General features: G+C 71.7%; 16 protein-coding genes. 9 read left to right on the plus strand and 7 right to left on the minus strand.

The window, feature by feature from the left end; genetic code table 11:
• Positions 1-219: hypothetical protein (locus tag AB0N17_RS17170; protein ID WP_366012127.1), on the minus strand; the 219-nt coding region annotated here is incomplete at its 3' end.
• 136 nt (positions 220-355) lie between these two features.
• Positions 356-1,207: an alpha/beta hydrolase gene (locus AB0N17_RS17175; RefSeq protein ID WP_366012128.1), complete on the minus strand. Its 852-nt coding sequence runs from the start codon at positions 1,205-1,207 to the stop codon at positions 356-358.
• A 403-nt stretch (positions 1,208-1,610) separates the two neighbouring features.
• On the opposite strand from AB0N17_RS17175, the gene AB0N17_RS17180 reads away from it, so the two are divergent.
• The 5 genes from AB0N17_RS17180 (at position 1,611) to AB0N17_RS17200 (ending at position 6,107) form a co-directional block, all read left to right on the plus strand.
• Positions 1,611-1,862, plus strand: coding sequence for an acyl carrier protein (locus AB0N17_RS17180; RefSeq protein WP_366012129.1), 252 nt, complete (start codon positions 1,611-1,613; stop codon positions 1,860-1,862).
• Complete coding sequence (locus AB0N17_RS17185) at positions 1,859-2,725, plus strand: cyclopropane-fatty-acyl-phospholipid synthase family protein (RefSeq protein WP_366012130.1); 867 nt, start codon at positions 1,859-1,861, stop codon at positions 2,723-2,725. The genes AB0N17_RS17180 and AB0N17_RS17185 overlap by 4 nt, the downstream gene beginning before the upstream one ends.
• Before the next feature lie 40 nt (positions 2,726-2,765).
• Positions 2,766-4,091 (plus strand): FAD-dependent oxidoreductase, encoded by a 1,326-nt coding sequence (locus tag AB0N17_RS17190; RefSeq protein WP_366012131.1) that lies wholly within the window; start codon positions 2,766-2,768, stop codon positions 4,089-4,091.
• A complete protein-coding gene (locus tag AB0N17_RS17195) occupies positions 4,088-5,125 on the plus strand; it encodes an SDR family oxidoreductase (protein ID WP_366012132.1) in 1,038 nt (345 codons plus the stop codon). The genes AB0N17_RS17190 and AB0N17_RS17195 overlap by 4 nt, the downstream gene beginning before the upstream one ends.
• Positions 5,126-5,192: 67 nt before the next feature.
• On the plus strand, positions 5,193-6,107 hold the full coding sequence (locus tag AB0N17_RS17200) for an SDR family NAD(P)-dependent oxidoreductase (protein ID WP_366012133.1): 915 nt from the start codon (positions 5,193-5,195) through the stop codon (positions 6,105-6,107).
• Positions 6,108-6,261: 154 nt separating this feature from the next.
• Here AB0N17_RS17200 and AB0N17_RS17205 read toward each other — a convergent pair whose 3' ends face one another.
• Both AB0N17_RS17205 and AB0N17_RS17210 read right to left on the minus strand, forming a co-directional pair.
• Entirely contained in the window at positions 6,262-7,068 is an 807-nt protein-coding gene (locus AB0N17_RS17205; RefSeq protein ID WP_366012134.1) for a 4'-phosphopantetheinyl transferase superfamily protein, read from the minus strand.
• Between the two features lie 10 nt (positions 7,069-7,078).
• The gene (locus AB0N17_RS17210) at positions 7,079-7,396 is read right to left on the minus strand and encodes a helix-turn-helix transcriptional regulator (RefSeq protein WP_366012135.1); all 318 of its coding nucleotides are present in this window, start codon (positions 7,394-7,396) and stop codon (positions 7,079-7,081) included.
• A 537-nt stretch (positions 7,397-7,933) separates the two neighbouring features.
• Between AB0N17_RS17210 and AB0N17_RS17215 the strand changes: the two genes are divergently transcribed.
• Positions 7,934-8,872: a beta-ketoacyl-ACP synthase 3 gene (locus tag AB0N17_RS17215; protein ID WP_366012285.1), complete on the plus strand. Its 939-nt coding sequence runs from the start codon at positions 7,934-7,936 to the stop codon at positions 8,870-8,872.
• A gap of 110 nt (positions 8,873-8,982) precedes the next feature.
• Here AB0N17_RS17215 and AB0N17_RS17220 read toward each other — a convergent pair whose 3' ends face one another.
• On the minus strand, positions 8,983-9,375 hold the full coding sequence (locus AB0N17_RS17220; protein ID WP_366012136.1) for a DUF5997 family protein: 393 nt from the start codon (positions 9,373-9,375) through the stop codon (positions 8,983-8,985).
• A gap of 58 nt (positions 9,376-9,433) precedes the next feature.
• Here AB0N17_RS17220 and AB0N17_RS17225 point away from each other — a divergent pair, with 58 nt between their 5' ends.
• Positions 9,434-10,192 carry a LysR family substrate-binding domain-containing protein gene (locus tag AB0N17_RS17225; RefSeq protein ID WP_366012137.1) on the plus strand — a complete coding sequence of 253 codons (759 nt, stop codon included), beginning with the start codon at positions 9,434-9,436 and terminating at the stop codon, positions 10,190-10,192.
• 105 nt (positions 10,193-10,297) lie between these two features.
• On the opposite strand, the gene AB0N17_RS17230 is transcribed toward AB0N17_RS17225, so the two are convergent.
• Both AB0N17_RS17230 and AB0N17_RS17235 read right to left on the minus strand, forming a co-directional pair.
• A complete protein-coding gene (locus AB0N17_RS17230; RefSeq protein ID WP_366012138.1) occupies positions 10,298-11,788 on the minus strand; it encodes an MFS transporter in 1,491 nt (496 codons plus the stop codon).
• Positions 11,789-12,016: 228 nt separating this feature from the next.
• Complete coding sequence (locus tag AB0N17_RS17235; RefSeq protein ID WP_366012139.1) at positions 12,017-12,493, minus strand: Lrp/AsnC family transcriptional regulator; 477 nt, start codon at positions 12,491-12,493, stop codon at positions 12,017-12,019.
• A 240-nt stretch (positions 12,494-12,733) separates the two neighbouring features.
• Between AB0N17_RS17235 and AB0N17_RS17240 the strand changes: the two genes are divergently transcribed.
• Positions 12,734-14,224, plus strand: coding sequence for an FUSC family protein (locus tag AB0N17_RS17240; RefSeq protein WP_366012140.1), 1,491 nt, complete (start codon positions 12,734-12,736; stop codon positions 14,222-14,224).
• Positions 14,225-14,395: 171 nt separating this feature from the next.
• Entirely contained in the window at positions 14,396-15,433 is a 1,038-nt protein-coding gene (locus tag AB0N17_RS17245) for a lactonase family protein (protein ID WP_366012141.1), read from the plus strand.
• The last annotated feature ends 38 nt before the right edge of the window (positions 15,434-15,471 follow it).

A 15,471-nucleotide genomic window follows, 5' to 3' on the forward strand; every position in this document is an offset into this window, starting at 1 on the left:
GTAGTCGCGGTAGGCCATCTCCGGGTCGATGTCGAGCGGGTCCGTGCCCGCGAGGCCCGCGGTCTCCTCGCGGACCAGGTCGAGCAGGGCCGCCGACCGGCGGTCGGCCGGCATCCCGGCCAGGTGCCTCGCCCAGCCCTCGGCCGACCCGGCCCCCTCGGCCCGCACCTCCTCGGCCGCCCCCGGTCGCGGGGTCCGCCCGTCCATCGGCTCAGTCATACCGTCCTCCACGTCGTTTCCCTGCGCCCCCGCGCACCGCCGCCGCTCCCGCGCACGGGATGCGGCCACAGAGTTCCGTCGTCCGCCCTGGAGGGAGGCCGTCCTCCTGCCGGGACGCGCTCCTCCGAGGAGCCTCTTACGAGGAGGTGGCCTTACCGGTCAGCAGGAAGGACCGGATGTGCGCGCTGAGCCGGTCCGGCTGGTCCTCGGGAATGAGGGTGTAGCTGTCTTCGATCTCGACGAGCTGTCCCTGAGGCAGCAGCTCGGCGAGCCTGCGCCCGTGCTCGGGCGGCATGACCTTGTCCTCGGCGGCCCAGACCACGAGCGCGGGCCGGTCGAAGTCGCGCAACTTCTCCGCCCATCCGAGCAGTTCACTTTTCGGCGGCACCCCGAGCACGTACTTGCGCAGGTCGCGCCGGATCTCCTTGGAACTCCAGAGACCTTCGAACCAGGCGTTCATCACCTCGTGCGGAACCGGCCGCTTGCTCATCCAGCCCCAGGTCATGGGCAGTCGCCGCATCGGCTTCCACTTCAGCGACCTGAAGGCGAAGTTGATGCCGCCCGGTAGTTTCGCCGAGGTGAACAGGTTGCTTCCGGGCACGCCCGGCGGGAAGTTGTCGAACGCCTCGCACGAGGTGATGACGAGGCGTCCGATCCGCTCGTCCCTGCCTTCGGAGACCAGGGCCTGCGCACCGCCCCAGTCGTTCATCACCAGCGTGACGTCGCGCAGGTCGAGCCGGTCGAGGAACTCCGCGACCAGCCGGGCGACACCCGCGATCGACAGGTCCGCGTCCGGCTTCATCGGCCGGCGGTGACCACCCAGCGGCAACGTGGGGACCACGCACCGGAATTCGGAACGCAGAGGCGCCACCACGTTCCGCCACAGGGTGCCGTCCATCGCGACCCCGTGCAGCAGGACCACGACCGGACCCTCACCTCCGGTGTCCTGATACTCCACCGTGCCGGCCGAAAGATCTACCTCAGCCATTTCACATCTCCTCAGAGCGGTACGGGGCGGGGAGGTCACGATGGGGTGGTCGCACCCGCAGTAACCTCCTATGCCTGGGTGTGCGGCGTGACAGCCACCGGACGGACGGACTGGGGTAAGCAAAACACCTCGGACTCATTTTCGCCAGCAACAACCGGACCAAGAACGATCATTGCCCTTAAGGGCAATAGTCGGCCGACTGTCACCTGGGTACCGTGGCAACTCCCGTGCCGGAGCCGTCCGCCGCAAGGTGAAGGACGAGTGCGCGGACGAGGTACACCGTGCGGCTTCAGTCCGCGCCCCGGACGCCATTGCTCCGGAATCACACCCTCGATTTCCTGGCGCATAGCGGGCTCACAGAACCTCGCGTCATCCCATTACCGTGCATCGGAAAGGCTGCCCCGTGATCACTGCTGAAGAAGTATGTGTCCGTATTGCCAAGAAGCTCGGCAGCAAGGCGAATTCATACACCCTGAACGAGGACACCGCTTTCGACTCCGTGGGCCTGTCGAGCCTGCAGATCGCCGACATCGTCTACAGCATCGAGGACGACCTGGAGATCGAGTTCGACGAGAGCAGGGCCGCGAGCGTGAAGACGGTGGGGGACCTGGTGAAGCTCGCCGCGGAGACCGAGCAGGGCAGCGCCGCCGCGTGACGGCCATCGGCTACCAGGGCGCCACCGCGGAGTCCATCAAGCATCATTACGACGTCTCCAACGACTTCTTCGCGCTGTGGCTGGACACGGACCTCACGTACACGTGTGCGCTGTGGGACGAGGGCGACACGCTCGAGAGCGCCCAGAAGCGCAAGCTCGACTACCTCATCGAGGGCGCGCGGGCAGCCGGCGCGCGCCGCGTCCTCGACGTCGGCTGCGGCTGGGGAAGCCTGCTCCGGCGGCTGGTCCGCACGCACGGCGTGCAGCAGGCCGTCGGCCTCACGCTCAGCGACAGCCAGGCGGAACACCTGCGTGAGCTGGCGCTCGAGCGCACCGAGGTGCGGGTGGAGAACTGGCTCGACCACGAGCCCGCCGAGCCGTACGACGCGATCATCTCCATCGGCGCCTTCGAGCATTTCGCGCGCACCGGCCTGTCACGTGCCGAGCGGGTCGCCGCGTACCGCGAGTTCTTCGATCGCTGCCGTGCGTGGCTGCCCAAGGGCGGCAGGATCGCGCTCCAGACGAACATCAAGGGAAACAACGTCCGGATGGACAAGCAGACCGTGCGGGACCTGCTTTTCATCATCGACATCATCTTCCCGGAGTCCGAGATTCCGGCCCTCTCCGAGGTTCTCGAATCGAGCGAGAAGTCCTTCGACGTCGTCCATCTGCGAAACGATCCCGATCACTACAGCCGCACCTGCCAGGAGTGGTACGACCGGTTGCTGGCCAACCGTGATCAGGCCGTGAAGGTGGCCGGCGAGGAGAACGTCGCCAACTACGAGCGCTATCTGAGTTCCACGGTCGGCCACTTCAGGAACCGTCATCTGGGCCTGTCGAGGATCGTCCTCGAAGCCGTGTGACCGGCAGCTTCACCGGCGGATCCTCTTGAGGAGCACTCATTTGAACGCGTACAAGCACGTCGTCTATTGGCACGACACCGAGAAGGTCGCCGTCGGGGCCCCTCTCCGGGAACGCGTCGACTGCGACGTCTGTATCGTCGGCGGCGGTTTCACGGGACTCTGGACAGCCTACTTCCTCAAAGAGGCCGAGCCCGCACTCGATATCCGTATCGTCGAGGCGAACCACTCCGGATACGGTGCCTCGGGCCGCGCCGACGGATTCGTCACGCCCACCATCGGCAAGGACATCCAGGCTCTGGTGCAGGAGTTCGGGCTCCAGCGCGCGCTGGCGGCGTCTCAGGCGGTCGGCCGGTCGATCCTGGAGATCGGCAGGTTCGCCCGCAGGAACCGCGTCGACGCGGAGTACGAGGCGAACGACTACCTGATGGTGGCCACCGACGCCGCCCAGCTCAAGCGGCTGGAGCAGGATCGCGATCTCGCCGAGCGGATGGGCGCCGCGCGGGTGGAGATCCTCCCGCGCGAGGAGTCCCGGGCCGTCATCGGCTCGCCCGCGGTACTCGGCAGCATGCGCACCGGCGGCGCCCTCGTGAACCCCTTCAAACTCTCCCGCGGCATCGCCCGCGTGGTGCGCGAGAAGGGCGTGACGATCTACGACGAGTCGCCCTGCCTGCGCGTGGAACCGGGGGTGCGGCCGACTGTCGTGACCACGGGCGGGCAGGTCAAGGCCGACAAGGTCGTCCTGGCCACCAACGTCCACATGGACGCCTTCCCGCCGTTCCGCAGGAAGGTCATCCCGATCTGGACGTACGCGATGGTGAGCGAGCCGCTCACCGACGCGCAGCTGGGGCGCGTGAACTGGGAGGGGCGGGAGGGCCTGGTCGAGGCCAAGTCACTGCTGACCTGTGCCCGTTTCACGCACGACAACCGCATCATGTTCGCCGGCGGGCCGGCCCCGTACTACTACGGCAGGGACAAGCGGCAGCGGAACATGAACCGGCCCGAGGTCTACCGGGAGATCCACCGGGAGTTCCTGCGGTTCTTCCCGATGTGGAGCGACGTGGAGTTCAGCTACGCGTACGGCGGGACCGCCGACGTCGTCCGTGACTTCGCCCCGCACTTCGGCCGACTCGGCGGCGGCAACATCCTGTACGGGTACGGCTATTGCGGCAACGGCATCGCGGCCACCCACACCGGTGGCAAGGTCCTGCGCGACCTCACGCTAGGCAAGGACACGGACTACTCCCGGCTGCTCTTCGTGGACGACGAACGGCGCAAGCCGCCCGCCTCCTTCCCGCCCGACCCGGTCCTGTTCGCCGGCGCCCGTGCGGTGGCACGGCTGATGGACTGGAAGGACTCCCGCGCATGAGCCGCACCGTGAGCGGTGGGAGCGGCGCGGGCGCTCGTCCCACCGTCCTCCTCACCGGGGCGTCCGGCGTCGTCGGACGATCCCTCCTGCGGGAGCCGGACGGCCCGCGGTTCGTCGTCGCCACCCACAGCACACCGGTGCCCGAGGCCGGGGCCGCGCGGTCGGTGCGCCTGGACATGACCGCGGAACGCCTCGGTCTCGACCAGGACAGCTACGCCGCCCTCGCCGCCGAGGTCGACGTCGTCATCCACTCCGCGGGCCTGACCGAGTGGGGTCTGCCCGCCGAGGACTACCGTCCGATCAACATCGAGGGCACCCGGCGGATCGCGGAGTTCGCCGAACGGGCGGATGCCACCGTCCACTTCATGAGCACGGCGTTCGTCGCCGCGCTCGCGGACACCGCGCCCGTGCCGCTCGGCGCGGACAACGTCTGCCGCAACTACATCAGTTCCAAGTGGGAGGCGGAGCACGTCCTGCGCGACAGCGGGGTACGGCACACCGTCTTCCGTCCCACCAACCTCATCGGTGACTCCACCACGGGCTGGACCTCCCAGGGCCAGATCGTGCAATTGATGTCGGACTGGCTGGGTCGCGGCAGGGCCCCCTTCGTCCCGGCGCACCCGGGTATCCGGATGGACTTCGTCCCGCAGGACCTGCTGTCCAAGGCGGTCCTTCGTGCCATCGAACTGGGGGACGACGAGGGCGAGTTCTGGGTGACGTACGGTCCGGAGGCCATGGATGTCGAGGCCTGCCTGCGGGTGCTGGTCAAACACGCCGCGGGGCGGGGGCGTGCGCTGAATCCGCCACCGGTGGTGAACGCCGACGAACTCGCCCCGGACGCGATCGAGAACACCGCCGCGCGGACCCGCTCCTACCTGTCCGTCCTGCGTGACGTCAGCGAGGTCACCCGGTGCAGCGGCGGCGTGCTGCCCACCTCCATGCCCGAGCTGCGCGAGCGTTACGGCATTCCGCACATCGACGACACGACGGCGTATCTGACGAGCTTGGAGTACGCGGCGGCGCACCTCGGCTAGACGGAACGGCTGGCCCGCACGGCCGCAGTGAACGGCCCGAGCGGCCGGACGAACGGAAGGACATGCTGTGAACGAGGACTGGAAATCGCCGGACCTGGGCGGCAAGGTGGCCGTGGTCACCGGCGCCAGCCGTGGTGTGGGCCGCGGCGTCGCGCTTGCGCTCGGCGCCGCGGGCGCCACCGTGTACGTCACGGGCCGCAGCACTCGGGACGGCGCGCGCACCGAGGGCCTGCCCGGCACGGTGGAGGACACCGCCGAAGAGGTCACCGAGCGCGGCGGCAAGGGCATCGCCGTGCGCCTGGACCACGGAGCGGCCGCGGACAACGAGGCGCTGGCCGCCCGCGTCCAGGCCGACCACGGCAAGCTGGACCTGCTCGTCAACAACGCCTGGGGAGGCTACGAACGCTCCGCCGAGGTCCGTTTCGACGCGCCCTTCTGGGACCAGCCGATGTGGCGCTACGAGCTGTTCGAGACGTCGCTGCGCGCACAGTACGACGTCACCCGCAGGCTCGTCCCGCTGATGCTGCCGCAGCGGAGCGGCCTGGTCGTCGGCATCAGCTTCTCCGACGGCGACATCTACCTCGGCCAGGTCGGCTACGACGTCTTCAAGTCGGCCTCCGACCGCATGTGCCGGGGCTTCGCCTCCGACCTGCGCAAGAAGGGCGTCGCGGCGCTCTCCCTGCACCCCGGTTTCGTCCGTACGGAGCGGGTGGAGGCGGCCTGGGAGGCGATGGGCGACGGTCCCGCGTCGGTGGTGCACTCCCCGGAGTACGTGGGGCGGGCGATCGCGGCCCTGCTCGCGGACCCCGAGGTGATGGGCCGCACGGGCACGGTGCTCAGCACCGGCGACCTGGCGGTCGAGTACGGGTTCGCCGACGTGGACGGGCGGCAGCCGCCGCCGTTCCGCCTCGAGGGCCGGATGAGCCTGGCGACCCGGATGCACCGGCTGAACAAGGTGGTCGAGTCGGCGGCGGAGCAGTAGGGTGACCGGCTCGACGGCGCCCCGCCCAGGCATGCCGTTCCCCCCGGCCGTCCCGGCCGGGCACCTCGGCCAGGTCTCCCACCTCGGCCAGGTCTCCCACGTCGGCCGGCCGTCCGGGCGTGACCCGCGTGTCGCCTCCTCCCGGTCGTTCCGGTCACCCCAGCAGCAGCCGGGTGGTGCGCAGGGCGGGGAGCCGTCCCCGTCCCGAGGCCCGCAGGCGCAGGGCGACGGCCGCCTGATAGCCGTCGGGCGCGGGCACGTCGAGGAGGGCCCAGCCGTCGGGCACGGGTGGCGCCCAGGGTGGGGCCAGTGCCGTGGCGAGGCCGACGTGGTGGGCGCCGACTCCGCCGGGCAAGCCGGTACCGATCCCTTTGAGGAACGCTTCCTTGCGCACCCAGCAGCCGAGCAGTGCTTCCTGGCGCAGCGTCGCGGGCAGGGCGTCGAGGGCGCGCCGCTCGGCGGGGTGCAGGCGCCGGGCCATCCGTTCGAGACCGTCGCGGGCCAGTTCCAGGGACTCGATGTCGGCCCCGACCGGCGAGGCCGCCAGCGCGTAGAGCGCGACGTCCCCGGCGTGCGAGAGCGAGAAGTGCACCGAGGGGTGCCCGGCGACGGCGGGACGGCCGTGCTGCTTCTCGCAGCCGGGCATCCCGCACCGCTCGCGGACGACAGTGACGTCCTGGGGTGGGGCGCCGAGACGGGCGCCGAGCAGCACGCGCAGCCCCACGTGGGACGTGACGAAGCGGGTGCGCGCCGCCGGATCCTGGAACCCGGCGGCACGCTCGGTCTCTTCGGCGTCGAGGACCCCGGCGCGCGCGGCCGCCGCCGCGGCGTGGTCGGGAATCCACAGCGTCCACAGCTCGACCGCGTCGAGGGGGTCGCCCGTGTCGAGCGGATCGTCCGTGTCGGTGGGACGGGCTCCGGGCGGTCCGCCCGCCGCCCCCATCGGAAGGGACTCGGTCACGAGGGTGTCACTACGCCCTGTCGAGGTCCGTCGGACCGGGCCGGAGGTCGTCCGACCACTCCGCCGACAGGAGGGCGGCCTCCACCCGGGACCGCAGCCCCAGCTTCCTCGTGATGCTGGTCAGATGGGCCTTGACCGTCCGCTCCGCGATGCCGAGCCGGCGGGCGAGCTCGCGGTTCCCCTCACCGTCCGGCAGCACGCTGAACACTTCGAGTTCCCTTGGCGTCAGAACCCGCAGGGCGGATCGGTCCACCGAAGCCAGGCGGCCGCCGCCGACCCGTATTCGCCCATCGACGTCTCCGCCGCCCGGAAGCTTGTCCCCGTACATGCTTCTCCAACTCGTCGAGCAAATCGTCACCGCGGGAGGAATCGGATCGAGCTATTGCACACAATCGCCATTCCCCCTTCGCCCCGACAGTAAGTAAGACAGCGTCAGAGCTGGCCGATCACCGTTATGACTTGCGTCACTCGGGCTGATTGAGCTGTCAACTGCCGTTGCTGTCAAGGCGAGTTCACCCTATCAGCCGGTCCGGTCCGGACTCGCGGCGTTGGCCGCGGAGGGTACGGGTGTGTCTTTCGGCCCTCCGGTGGAATTCGACGCCGGCGTGGTGGAAGGCAATCCGCACCGCAATCCTGACTTTCTTTCAACCGTCATTCGTCTCTGGTTCACGGTCGTGTACGGAGTCGGTGCGGGTAAGGGAATATTTTCGTCAAGTGGAATTGACGACTCCGTACAAAATGCCGCCCGCATTCAAGGTCCCCGTAGGGCCGAATATTTCGGTGCCCGACGGATCATTCGCCGCCGCAGACAGCTCGAGGTGACCGCATGTCGTCCAATTCATCCGCTCTGGCCGGTATCGACGCGATGGCCGGTTCCCGGATCGCGGCCGTGGCCGGCGTCCGCCCGGAACGGGTCGTCGGCAACGAGGAGCTGGGCAGGGGTCTCGGTGTCACGGCCGAGTGGATCGAGCGGCGGGTGGGCGTGCGCGAGCGGCGGTTCGCCGGAGTGGAGGAGACCGTCGTGGGGATGGCGGCCGGCGCGGCGGCCAAAGCGCTCTCGACGGCCGGTCTCGCCGCCGCCGACGTCGATCTGCTGGTCCTGGCCACCTGCTCGATGCCGTCGCCCATGCCGAGCGGCGCGGCGTCCGTCGCGGCGCTCCTCGGTGTCCCGCACATCGCGGCCTTCGATGTCAACGCGGCCTGCGCGGGCTTCTGTTACGCCCTCGGCGTCGCCGACGGCCTCATCCGCTCCCGCACCAGCCGCCGCGCCCTGGTCATCGGGGCCGAGCGGATGACCGATTGGGTGGACCAGAAAGACGTGGACACGGCCACCGTCTTCGCCGACGGAGCCGGTGCGGCGGTCGTCGTCGCCGCGGAGCGGCCGGGGATCCACCCGGTGGAGTGGGGCGGCGACGGCGACAAGGCCGGGCTGGTCGCCATCCCCGACCGGTACGGCAGGGTGACCATGCAAGGCCAGGCCGTCTACCGCTGGGTGACCTCGGAATTGTCCGCGGTGGCGGCGGCGGCCTGTGCGCGGGCCGGGGTCGCTCCGGCGGACCTCAAGGGCTTCGTGACGCACCAGGCGAACCTACGGATGATCGAGCGCCTGGCGACGAGCCTCGGCGCCACGAACGCCGCCGTGGCCCGGGACATCGTGGAGACCGGCAACACTTCGGCGGCGTCCGTGCCGTTGGCCCTGTCGCGGCTCATCGACCTCGGCCAGGTTCGCCCCGGGGACCCGATTCTGCTGATGGGCTTCGGTGCGGGCCTCAGCTACGCGGCACAGGTGATCGCCTGCCCCTGACCGGGGGCGTTCCACGTGTTCCGTGCCGGTGCGCCGCCCCGACGCGCTGCGGCACACCACCTTCCGGCAGCGAGGGCGACCTCGTAGCCGAACGGGGGGAGCCGGCGCCCTCAGGCGCCCTTCTGCTCCTTCTCCTTCTTGAGGTTCTTGATCCGCGCGGTCTCCTTGCGGACCTCGGCCTGGGTGGCGCGCTCCTTCTCCAGCCACTCGGGCCGCTCCTCCTTGAGCGCCTCGATCTGCTCGCTGGTCAGCGGCTCGGTGACACCGCCGCGCGCGAGGCCCGCGATGGACACACCCAGCTTCGCGGCGACCACCGGACGCGGGTGGGGGCCGGTGCGACGCAGCTCGCTCAGCCACTCCGGCGGATTCGCCTGCAGCTCGTTCAGCTCGGCGCGGGAGATCACGCCCTCCTGGAACGAGGCGGGGGTGGCGGGGAGGTACACACCCAGCTTCTTCGCCGCGGTCGCGGGCTTCATCGTCTGGGTGCTCTGCTGCGAACTCATGAGGTCAAGGGTATCGGCCGTGTGGGGGAGCACCGACCACGGCCGGTAACCTGGCCTGGTGACAGGCTCGGAGGAATCACCGTCGTTCCGGCTCGCGTACGTCCCCGGGGTGACGCCCGCCAAATGGGTGCGGATCTGGAACGAGCGGCTGCCCGACATCCCGCTGACCCTCGTCCAGGTACCCGCCGGCGAAGCGCCGGACGTGCTGCGCGCGGGGGAGGCGGACGCGGGTCTCGTACGGCTGCCCGTGGATCGTACGTTCTTCAGCGCGATCCCCCTCTACACCGAGACCTCGGTGGTCGTCGTTCCCAAGGACCACCTGATCACGGCGGTGGAGGAGGTGACCGTGGCCGACCTGGCCGACGAGGTGTTGTTCCACCCCCTCGACGACGTCTTCGACTGGGACAGGCCGCCCGGCGAGCCGGCCTTCGAGCGCCCCGCGACGACCACGGACGCCATCGAGCTGGTGGCGGCGAACGTCGGCCTGCTGATCGTCCCCCAGTCCCTCGCCCGTCTCCACCACCGCAAGGACCTCACCTACCGCCCGGTGGTGGACGCCCCGCAGTCGAGCATCGCCCTGTCCTGGCCGGAGGATGCCACCACCGACCTGGTGGAGGACTTCATCGGCATCGTCCGGGGCCGCACGGTCAACAGCACCCGGGGCCGTACGGCGGCCCCGGCCCCGGCGGAACAGAAGCGCAAGCGCCCCGAGCAGTCCGGCACCCGCCAGAAGCCGACCCAGGGCAAATCGGCGGCACGCACGCCGCGAGGCCGCACGGGAGCCGCCAAGCGCGGCAAGCCGCGCCGCCGGTCGTAGGGACGGCAGGGCCGCCAAGGACGGCAGGGACGGTAACGACGACAGGGACGGCAGGGGCGTCGGCCTCGGCCCGGGGGCGGCGGGACGACGCCGGGGGCGCCTGCTTCAGTGGGTCGGATCCGGCTCCTCGGGGCGCGAGTGGCCGCCCGCCGCCCGTGTCACTTCCGGCTCCGGGTCCCTGCCGCGTCCCCGCAGGGCCGCCACGGCCAGGCCCAAGGCGACGACGATGATCCCCACGACCGTGAGCAGTCCGAGCTGCAGGGCCCTGGCCGGGCTGCCGTGGTTGGCCAGGTGGGCGAAGTAGACCGCGCCCACCGCGGCGATCCCGGCCGCCGAGCCGATGCGCTGGGCCGTCACCAGCACCCCGCCGGCGGCCCCGGCCCGCCGTACGGGGACGCCGGACAGGGTGAGGGTGGTGTTGGGGGAGACGGTCACACCCGAGCCGAACCCCGCGACGAGCAGGGGCAGCGCGGCCGCCCACCCCACACCCCGCCCCGGCACCAGCTGCACCGCCGCGATCACCCCGAGCAGGCCCAGTGCCACCCCGCCCAGGCCGGCGATCACCAGCCTGCGGCCGTGCCGGACGACCAGCCGGCCCCCGGCGGTGGCGCCGACGGCCGAACCGATGGCGAAGGGCAGCGAGGACAGACCCGCCGCGAGCGCGTGGTAGCCGACGCCGTTCTGCAGGAACAGCGTGTACACGAAGAACACCGTGGTGAAGCCCGCGAAGTACACGAGGTTCAGCAGCACGCCCAGCGTGAAGGACCGCTGCGAGAACAGCCCCAGGTCGAGCAGGGGCGCCTGACCGTGCCGGCCCTGCCGCCGCTCCCACGCCCAGAACACCGCCAGCAGCACCACGGCCACCGGCAGCAGCGCCCACTTCTCCCGGCCGGTCCACTGCTGCTCCTGCACCAGGGGCAGCATCAGCGCCAGCACTCCCGCGCCCAGGAGCGCGACGCCCGGCAGGTCGAGAGTCTCGCGCTTGCCGGTCCGCACCGGGGCTCGGGGCAGCAGCCGCAGCGCCGCGACGAACGCGGCCAGACCGATCGGCAGGTTGACGTAGAACACCCAGCGCCAGCCGTCGTCGGCGCCGGCCAACTGGATCAGCAGACCGCCCGCCGGCGGGCCGAACGCCGTGGAGAGCCCGGCGACGCCGCCCAGCATGCCGAACGCCTTGGCCCGCTCGGCCCCCTGGAACATCTGCTGGATGAGGCCGGTCGTCTGCGGCGCCACGATGCCCGACGCCGCGCCCTGGAGCAGCCGGAACAGCACCAGCCAGCCGGCACTGGGCGCCAGCCCGCACGCCACCGAGGTCGCCGTGAACAGGGCGAGCCCGAGCAGGAAGGCCTCGCGCCGGCCGCGCAGGTCTCCGAGCCGGCCCGCGGGGACCAGGACGAGCCCGAAGGTCAGGGCGTACCCCGAGACCACCCACGACACGTCGGCCGCGTCGGCTCCCAGCCCGCGCTCCATCGAGGGCAGCGCCACGTTCACGATCGAGCTGTCGAGCAGCGTCATGAAGCCCGCCGTCAGACAGACACCGAGCGCCGTCCACCGCCGCCGGTCTCCGGTGGCCGATCGGGCCTGAGACATGGTCATGGGGCCACGCTAGGCAGCTACCAGGCACAACGCACGGAAGGAGCATGTCGCGCGCGTCGGGAGCGAGCGGCGGCTGCGGCCCGCCCCGGGCAGGCGGGCGGCTCCGAGCCCCCACCGCGTCGGCGCCCGGAGGCACGTACGGCGCCACCCGGTCGGTCGAGCCCGCCGGTCATCGCCTCCAGCCCGGTGAACCGCGTCTCGGGTGCTGACGGGCGGGGGCGTGGCGGATCAGTCGCGGGCGGCCCGGCCGACCGCCTCCACCAGCGGCAGCAGCCGGTGGGGCACGCGTTCCCGCAGCGCCACCTCGGTGCGGGTGCGCACCACGCCCGGCAGGCTGATCAGCTTCTGGATCACGTCCTCGAGATGGGCGTTGTCCCGGCCCACCACCCGGGCGAGCAGATCTCCGCCGCCGGTGATCGAGAAGGCCTCCACGATCTCCGGTACGGCGGCCAGCGCGTCCCCGACGTCGTCCAGATGTCCCTGGGTCACCTCGATGTGCACGAACGCCAGCACCGGATGGCCCAGCGCGGCGGGGGACAGGGACGGGCCCGTCCCGGTGATCACACCGTCCCGCTCCATGCGGTCCAGCCGGGCCTGGAGCGTGCCACGGGCGACGCCGAGGACGCGGGCGTACTCGCGCACGCTGGTACGCGGCTGCTCCAGGAGCAGCCGCAGGATGCGGGTGTCGAGTGCGTCCACGGCCATGACCTACGACTGTACCAATGGCTCAGGGGTCGAAGGTGCCGGTGAGCCGCCCGACCTGGTCCGATGGCATGCCGATGGCCGTGTGCATGGCGCTTGTTCTGGGCCATTGGCGCAGCGATCCAGGTGACACTTGAGCCACTGACGCCCAGGGTGCTCTCATGGAGGTGTCGATGGCGCTGCGGATCCCGCGGCGCCTTTTGTGTGCCGGTGGTTCCACCGGTGATTCCGGGGAGGGCAGCAGTGCTGAAGAGGATGTTCGTGGCTCCGGACCCGGGGCGGACGCGGATGCGTTTCGCCGCCCGGGCCGTCCTCGGCATCGCGCTGGCGGTCGTCGTCTGCTTCGTCGCCGGACACTCCCTCGTCGGTGCGGTCACCGGCGGCCTCGCCGCGCTGCTCGCCCTGTTCACCGTCACCGACGCGACCGTGCGCGGGCAGGCGGTCACCACGGCGCTGCTGCCCGCGGTGGGGGTGCCGGTGCTGGCCGCCGCGGCCGAACTGCACGACTTCCCGGTGGCACGGGACCTCGCCTTCCTCGCCGTCGTCGGCGCCGGTGTGTACGCGCGCCGCTGGGGGCCGCGCGGCCACAGCCTCGGGGTCTTCGCGTTCATGACCTTCTTCGTGGCCCAGTTCCTGCACGCCACCCCGGACCGGCTGCCCGAGCTGTACGTCGCCGTCCTGCTGTCCGTGCTGAGCGCGGCCGCCGTGCGCTTCGGCGTGTGGTGCTACGAGCGCCGGCTGCCCGCGCCGGCCGTCCCCGCCCCGCCCGCCGGGTCCGGGCTCGCCCGGGTCACCACACGGCAGGCCGTCCAGGCGACCGCGGGGGCCGGCTTCGCGCTCGTCGCGGGCCAACTGGTGTCCGGACAGCGGTGGTACTGGGCCGTCGGTGCCACCTGGTGGGTCTTCGTCAACACCAGCTCGCGCGGCGAGACGCTGGTACGCGGCTTCCGCCGGGTCCTCGGCACGCTGATCGGCATCGGCCTGGGCTTCCTGGTCGCCGTCCCCGTGCACGGCGCGCCCGTCCCGACGGCCGTCCTCCTCGCCGTCGCCGTGTTCGGCATCTTCTACACGGCCGCCGTCTCCTACACCTGGATGATGCTCTGGGTGACCGTCCTCGCGGAACTCCTCTACGGTCTCCTCGGCGTCCTGCACCCCGCCCTGCTCGCGCTCCGCCTCGCCGAGACCGGGGTGGGCGCGCTCGGCGCCGCGCTCGCCGTGCTGTTCGTGCTGCCGGTCACCACCCACGCCGTGACGGACGCCTGGATCCAGCGCGCCCTGCGCTGCGTGCACGCCTGCACGGCCGAGGCCGCGGCCCGGCTCGCGGGCTCCGCCACTGCAGACCCGGCGCCCCGCGTGGCCGAGCTGGAGCAGCTGCTCGGGCGGGTCCGGCTCTCCGTGGCCCCGCTGGTGCACCCGCTCAACCCGATGCCGGCCCGCAAACGGCGCGCCCGCCGGGTGCTCGCGCTGCTCGACGACTGCGCCCGGGAGGTCCGGGGCCTGGTCGCGGTCGCCGCGGACCCGGAGGCCTCCCACGACGCCCGCCTGGCCGCCGCCTGCTGGCGGGTGGAGGCCGCCGTCGAGGCCCTGACCGCCGGCGGCCACGACCCCGTCCGCACCCCCGCCGAGCAGCCGGCCGAGCCCGCCCTGGCCCACCTCCACGGCCTGGAACGCGCCCTCGCCGACCTGGCGGAACCCCTGCGCACGCCGTCGGGCTCGAGGCTGGTGGGCGCCTGAGGGGCTGACGGGGGCGGACGGGGCCCTGGACGGCCCCCTGGACGGCCCTCTGGTACGCCACCCGGCGCAAACCCCCGGCGAAACGCCCCCCATGTCACCCACTTGGTCTAGACCGCAGGGGTCCGGCTGCTACCGTCGGCCCCGGACTGGCTCGACCGAGAGGGGACAGCGGTGGCAGTGGACGGCAGGCCGGGCAGGCCACGGGCGTTCATCGGCTCGTTCACGGCGGCGGGCGGGCCCGGACTGGTGACCGCCGACGTCGCCCCCCTCGGCGGCGCCCTCACCCTCCGCGCCGCCGCGAACGACGTACCCGACCCGTCCTACCTGGCCCTCTCCGAGGACCGCGGCACCCTCTACGCGGTCAGCGAGACCGCCGAGGGCGCCGTCGCCGCCTACCGCGTCGACGGCGACCGTCCGGAACTCACCGGGCCGCCCGTCCCGGTGGACGGCAGCGGCCCCACCCACCTCAGCCTGCACGCGGGGCACGTGCTGACCGCCAACTACGGCTGCGGCAGCGTCACCGCCGTACCGGTCCATCCGGACGGCAGCTTCGCCGGCACCCACTCCGGACGGCTCCAGCACACCGGTTCCGGTCCGCACGACCGGCGCCAGCGCGGCCCGCACGCCCATCAGGTGCAGCCCGACCCGGGCGGCCGCTGGGCGGTCAGCGTGGACCTCGGCACGGACTCGGTCCGCGTGTGCACCCTCGCGGACGGCGCGCCCCTCCTGCACCGCGAGATCGCCCTGCGCCCCGGCTCCGGCCCCCGCCACCTGGCCTTCCACCCGGACGGCGTGCACGCCTACGTCGTCAACGAACTCACTCCGACCGTGACGGTGTGCCGCTGGGACGCCGAGGGCGGCTCCCTGAAGCCGCTGGCCGAGGTGCCGGTGCTGAAGGGCGCCCCGGCCGGTGACGCCTACCCGTCCGGAATCGTCGTCTCGCCCGACGGCCGCTTCGTGTGGACCGCGACCCGCGGCGAGGACGTCCTGTCGGCCTTCGCCGTCGAGGCGGACGGCCTCCGGCTCGTCGGCACCGTGCCCTGTGGCGGCCACTGGCCGCGCGCGCTCGCCCACCACGACGGTCACCTCTACGCCGCCAACGAACGCTCCGGCGATGTGACCTGGTTCACCGTGGACGAGGCGACGGGAATGCCCTGCTACGACGGTTTCGTCCAGGTCCCCGCGGCCTCCTGCGTCGTCTTCGGCTGAACACATCGTCTTCGGCTGAACGCGTCCGGTGCGGCTGA

The sequence above is a fragment of the Streptomyces sp. NPDC051133 genome (assembly GCF_040682635.1).
Classification (GTDB): Bacteria; Actinomycetota; Actinomycetes; order Streptomycetales; family Streptomycetaceae; genus Streptomyces.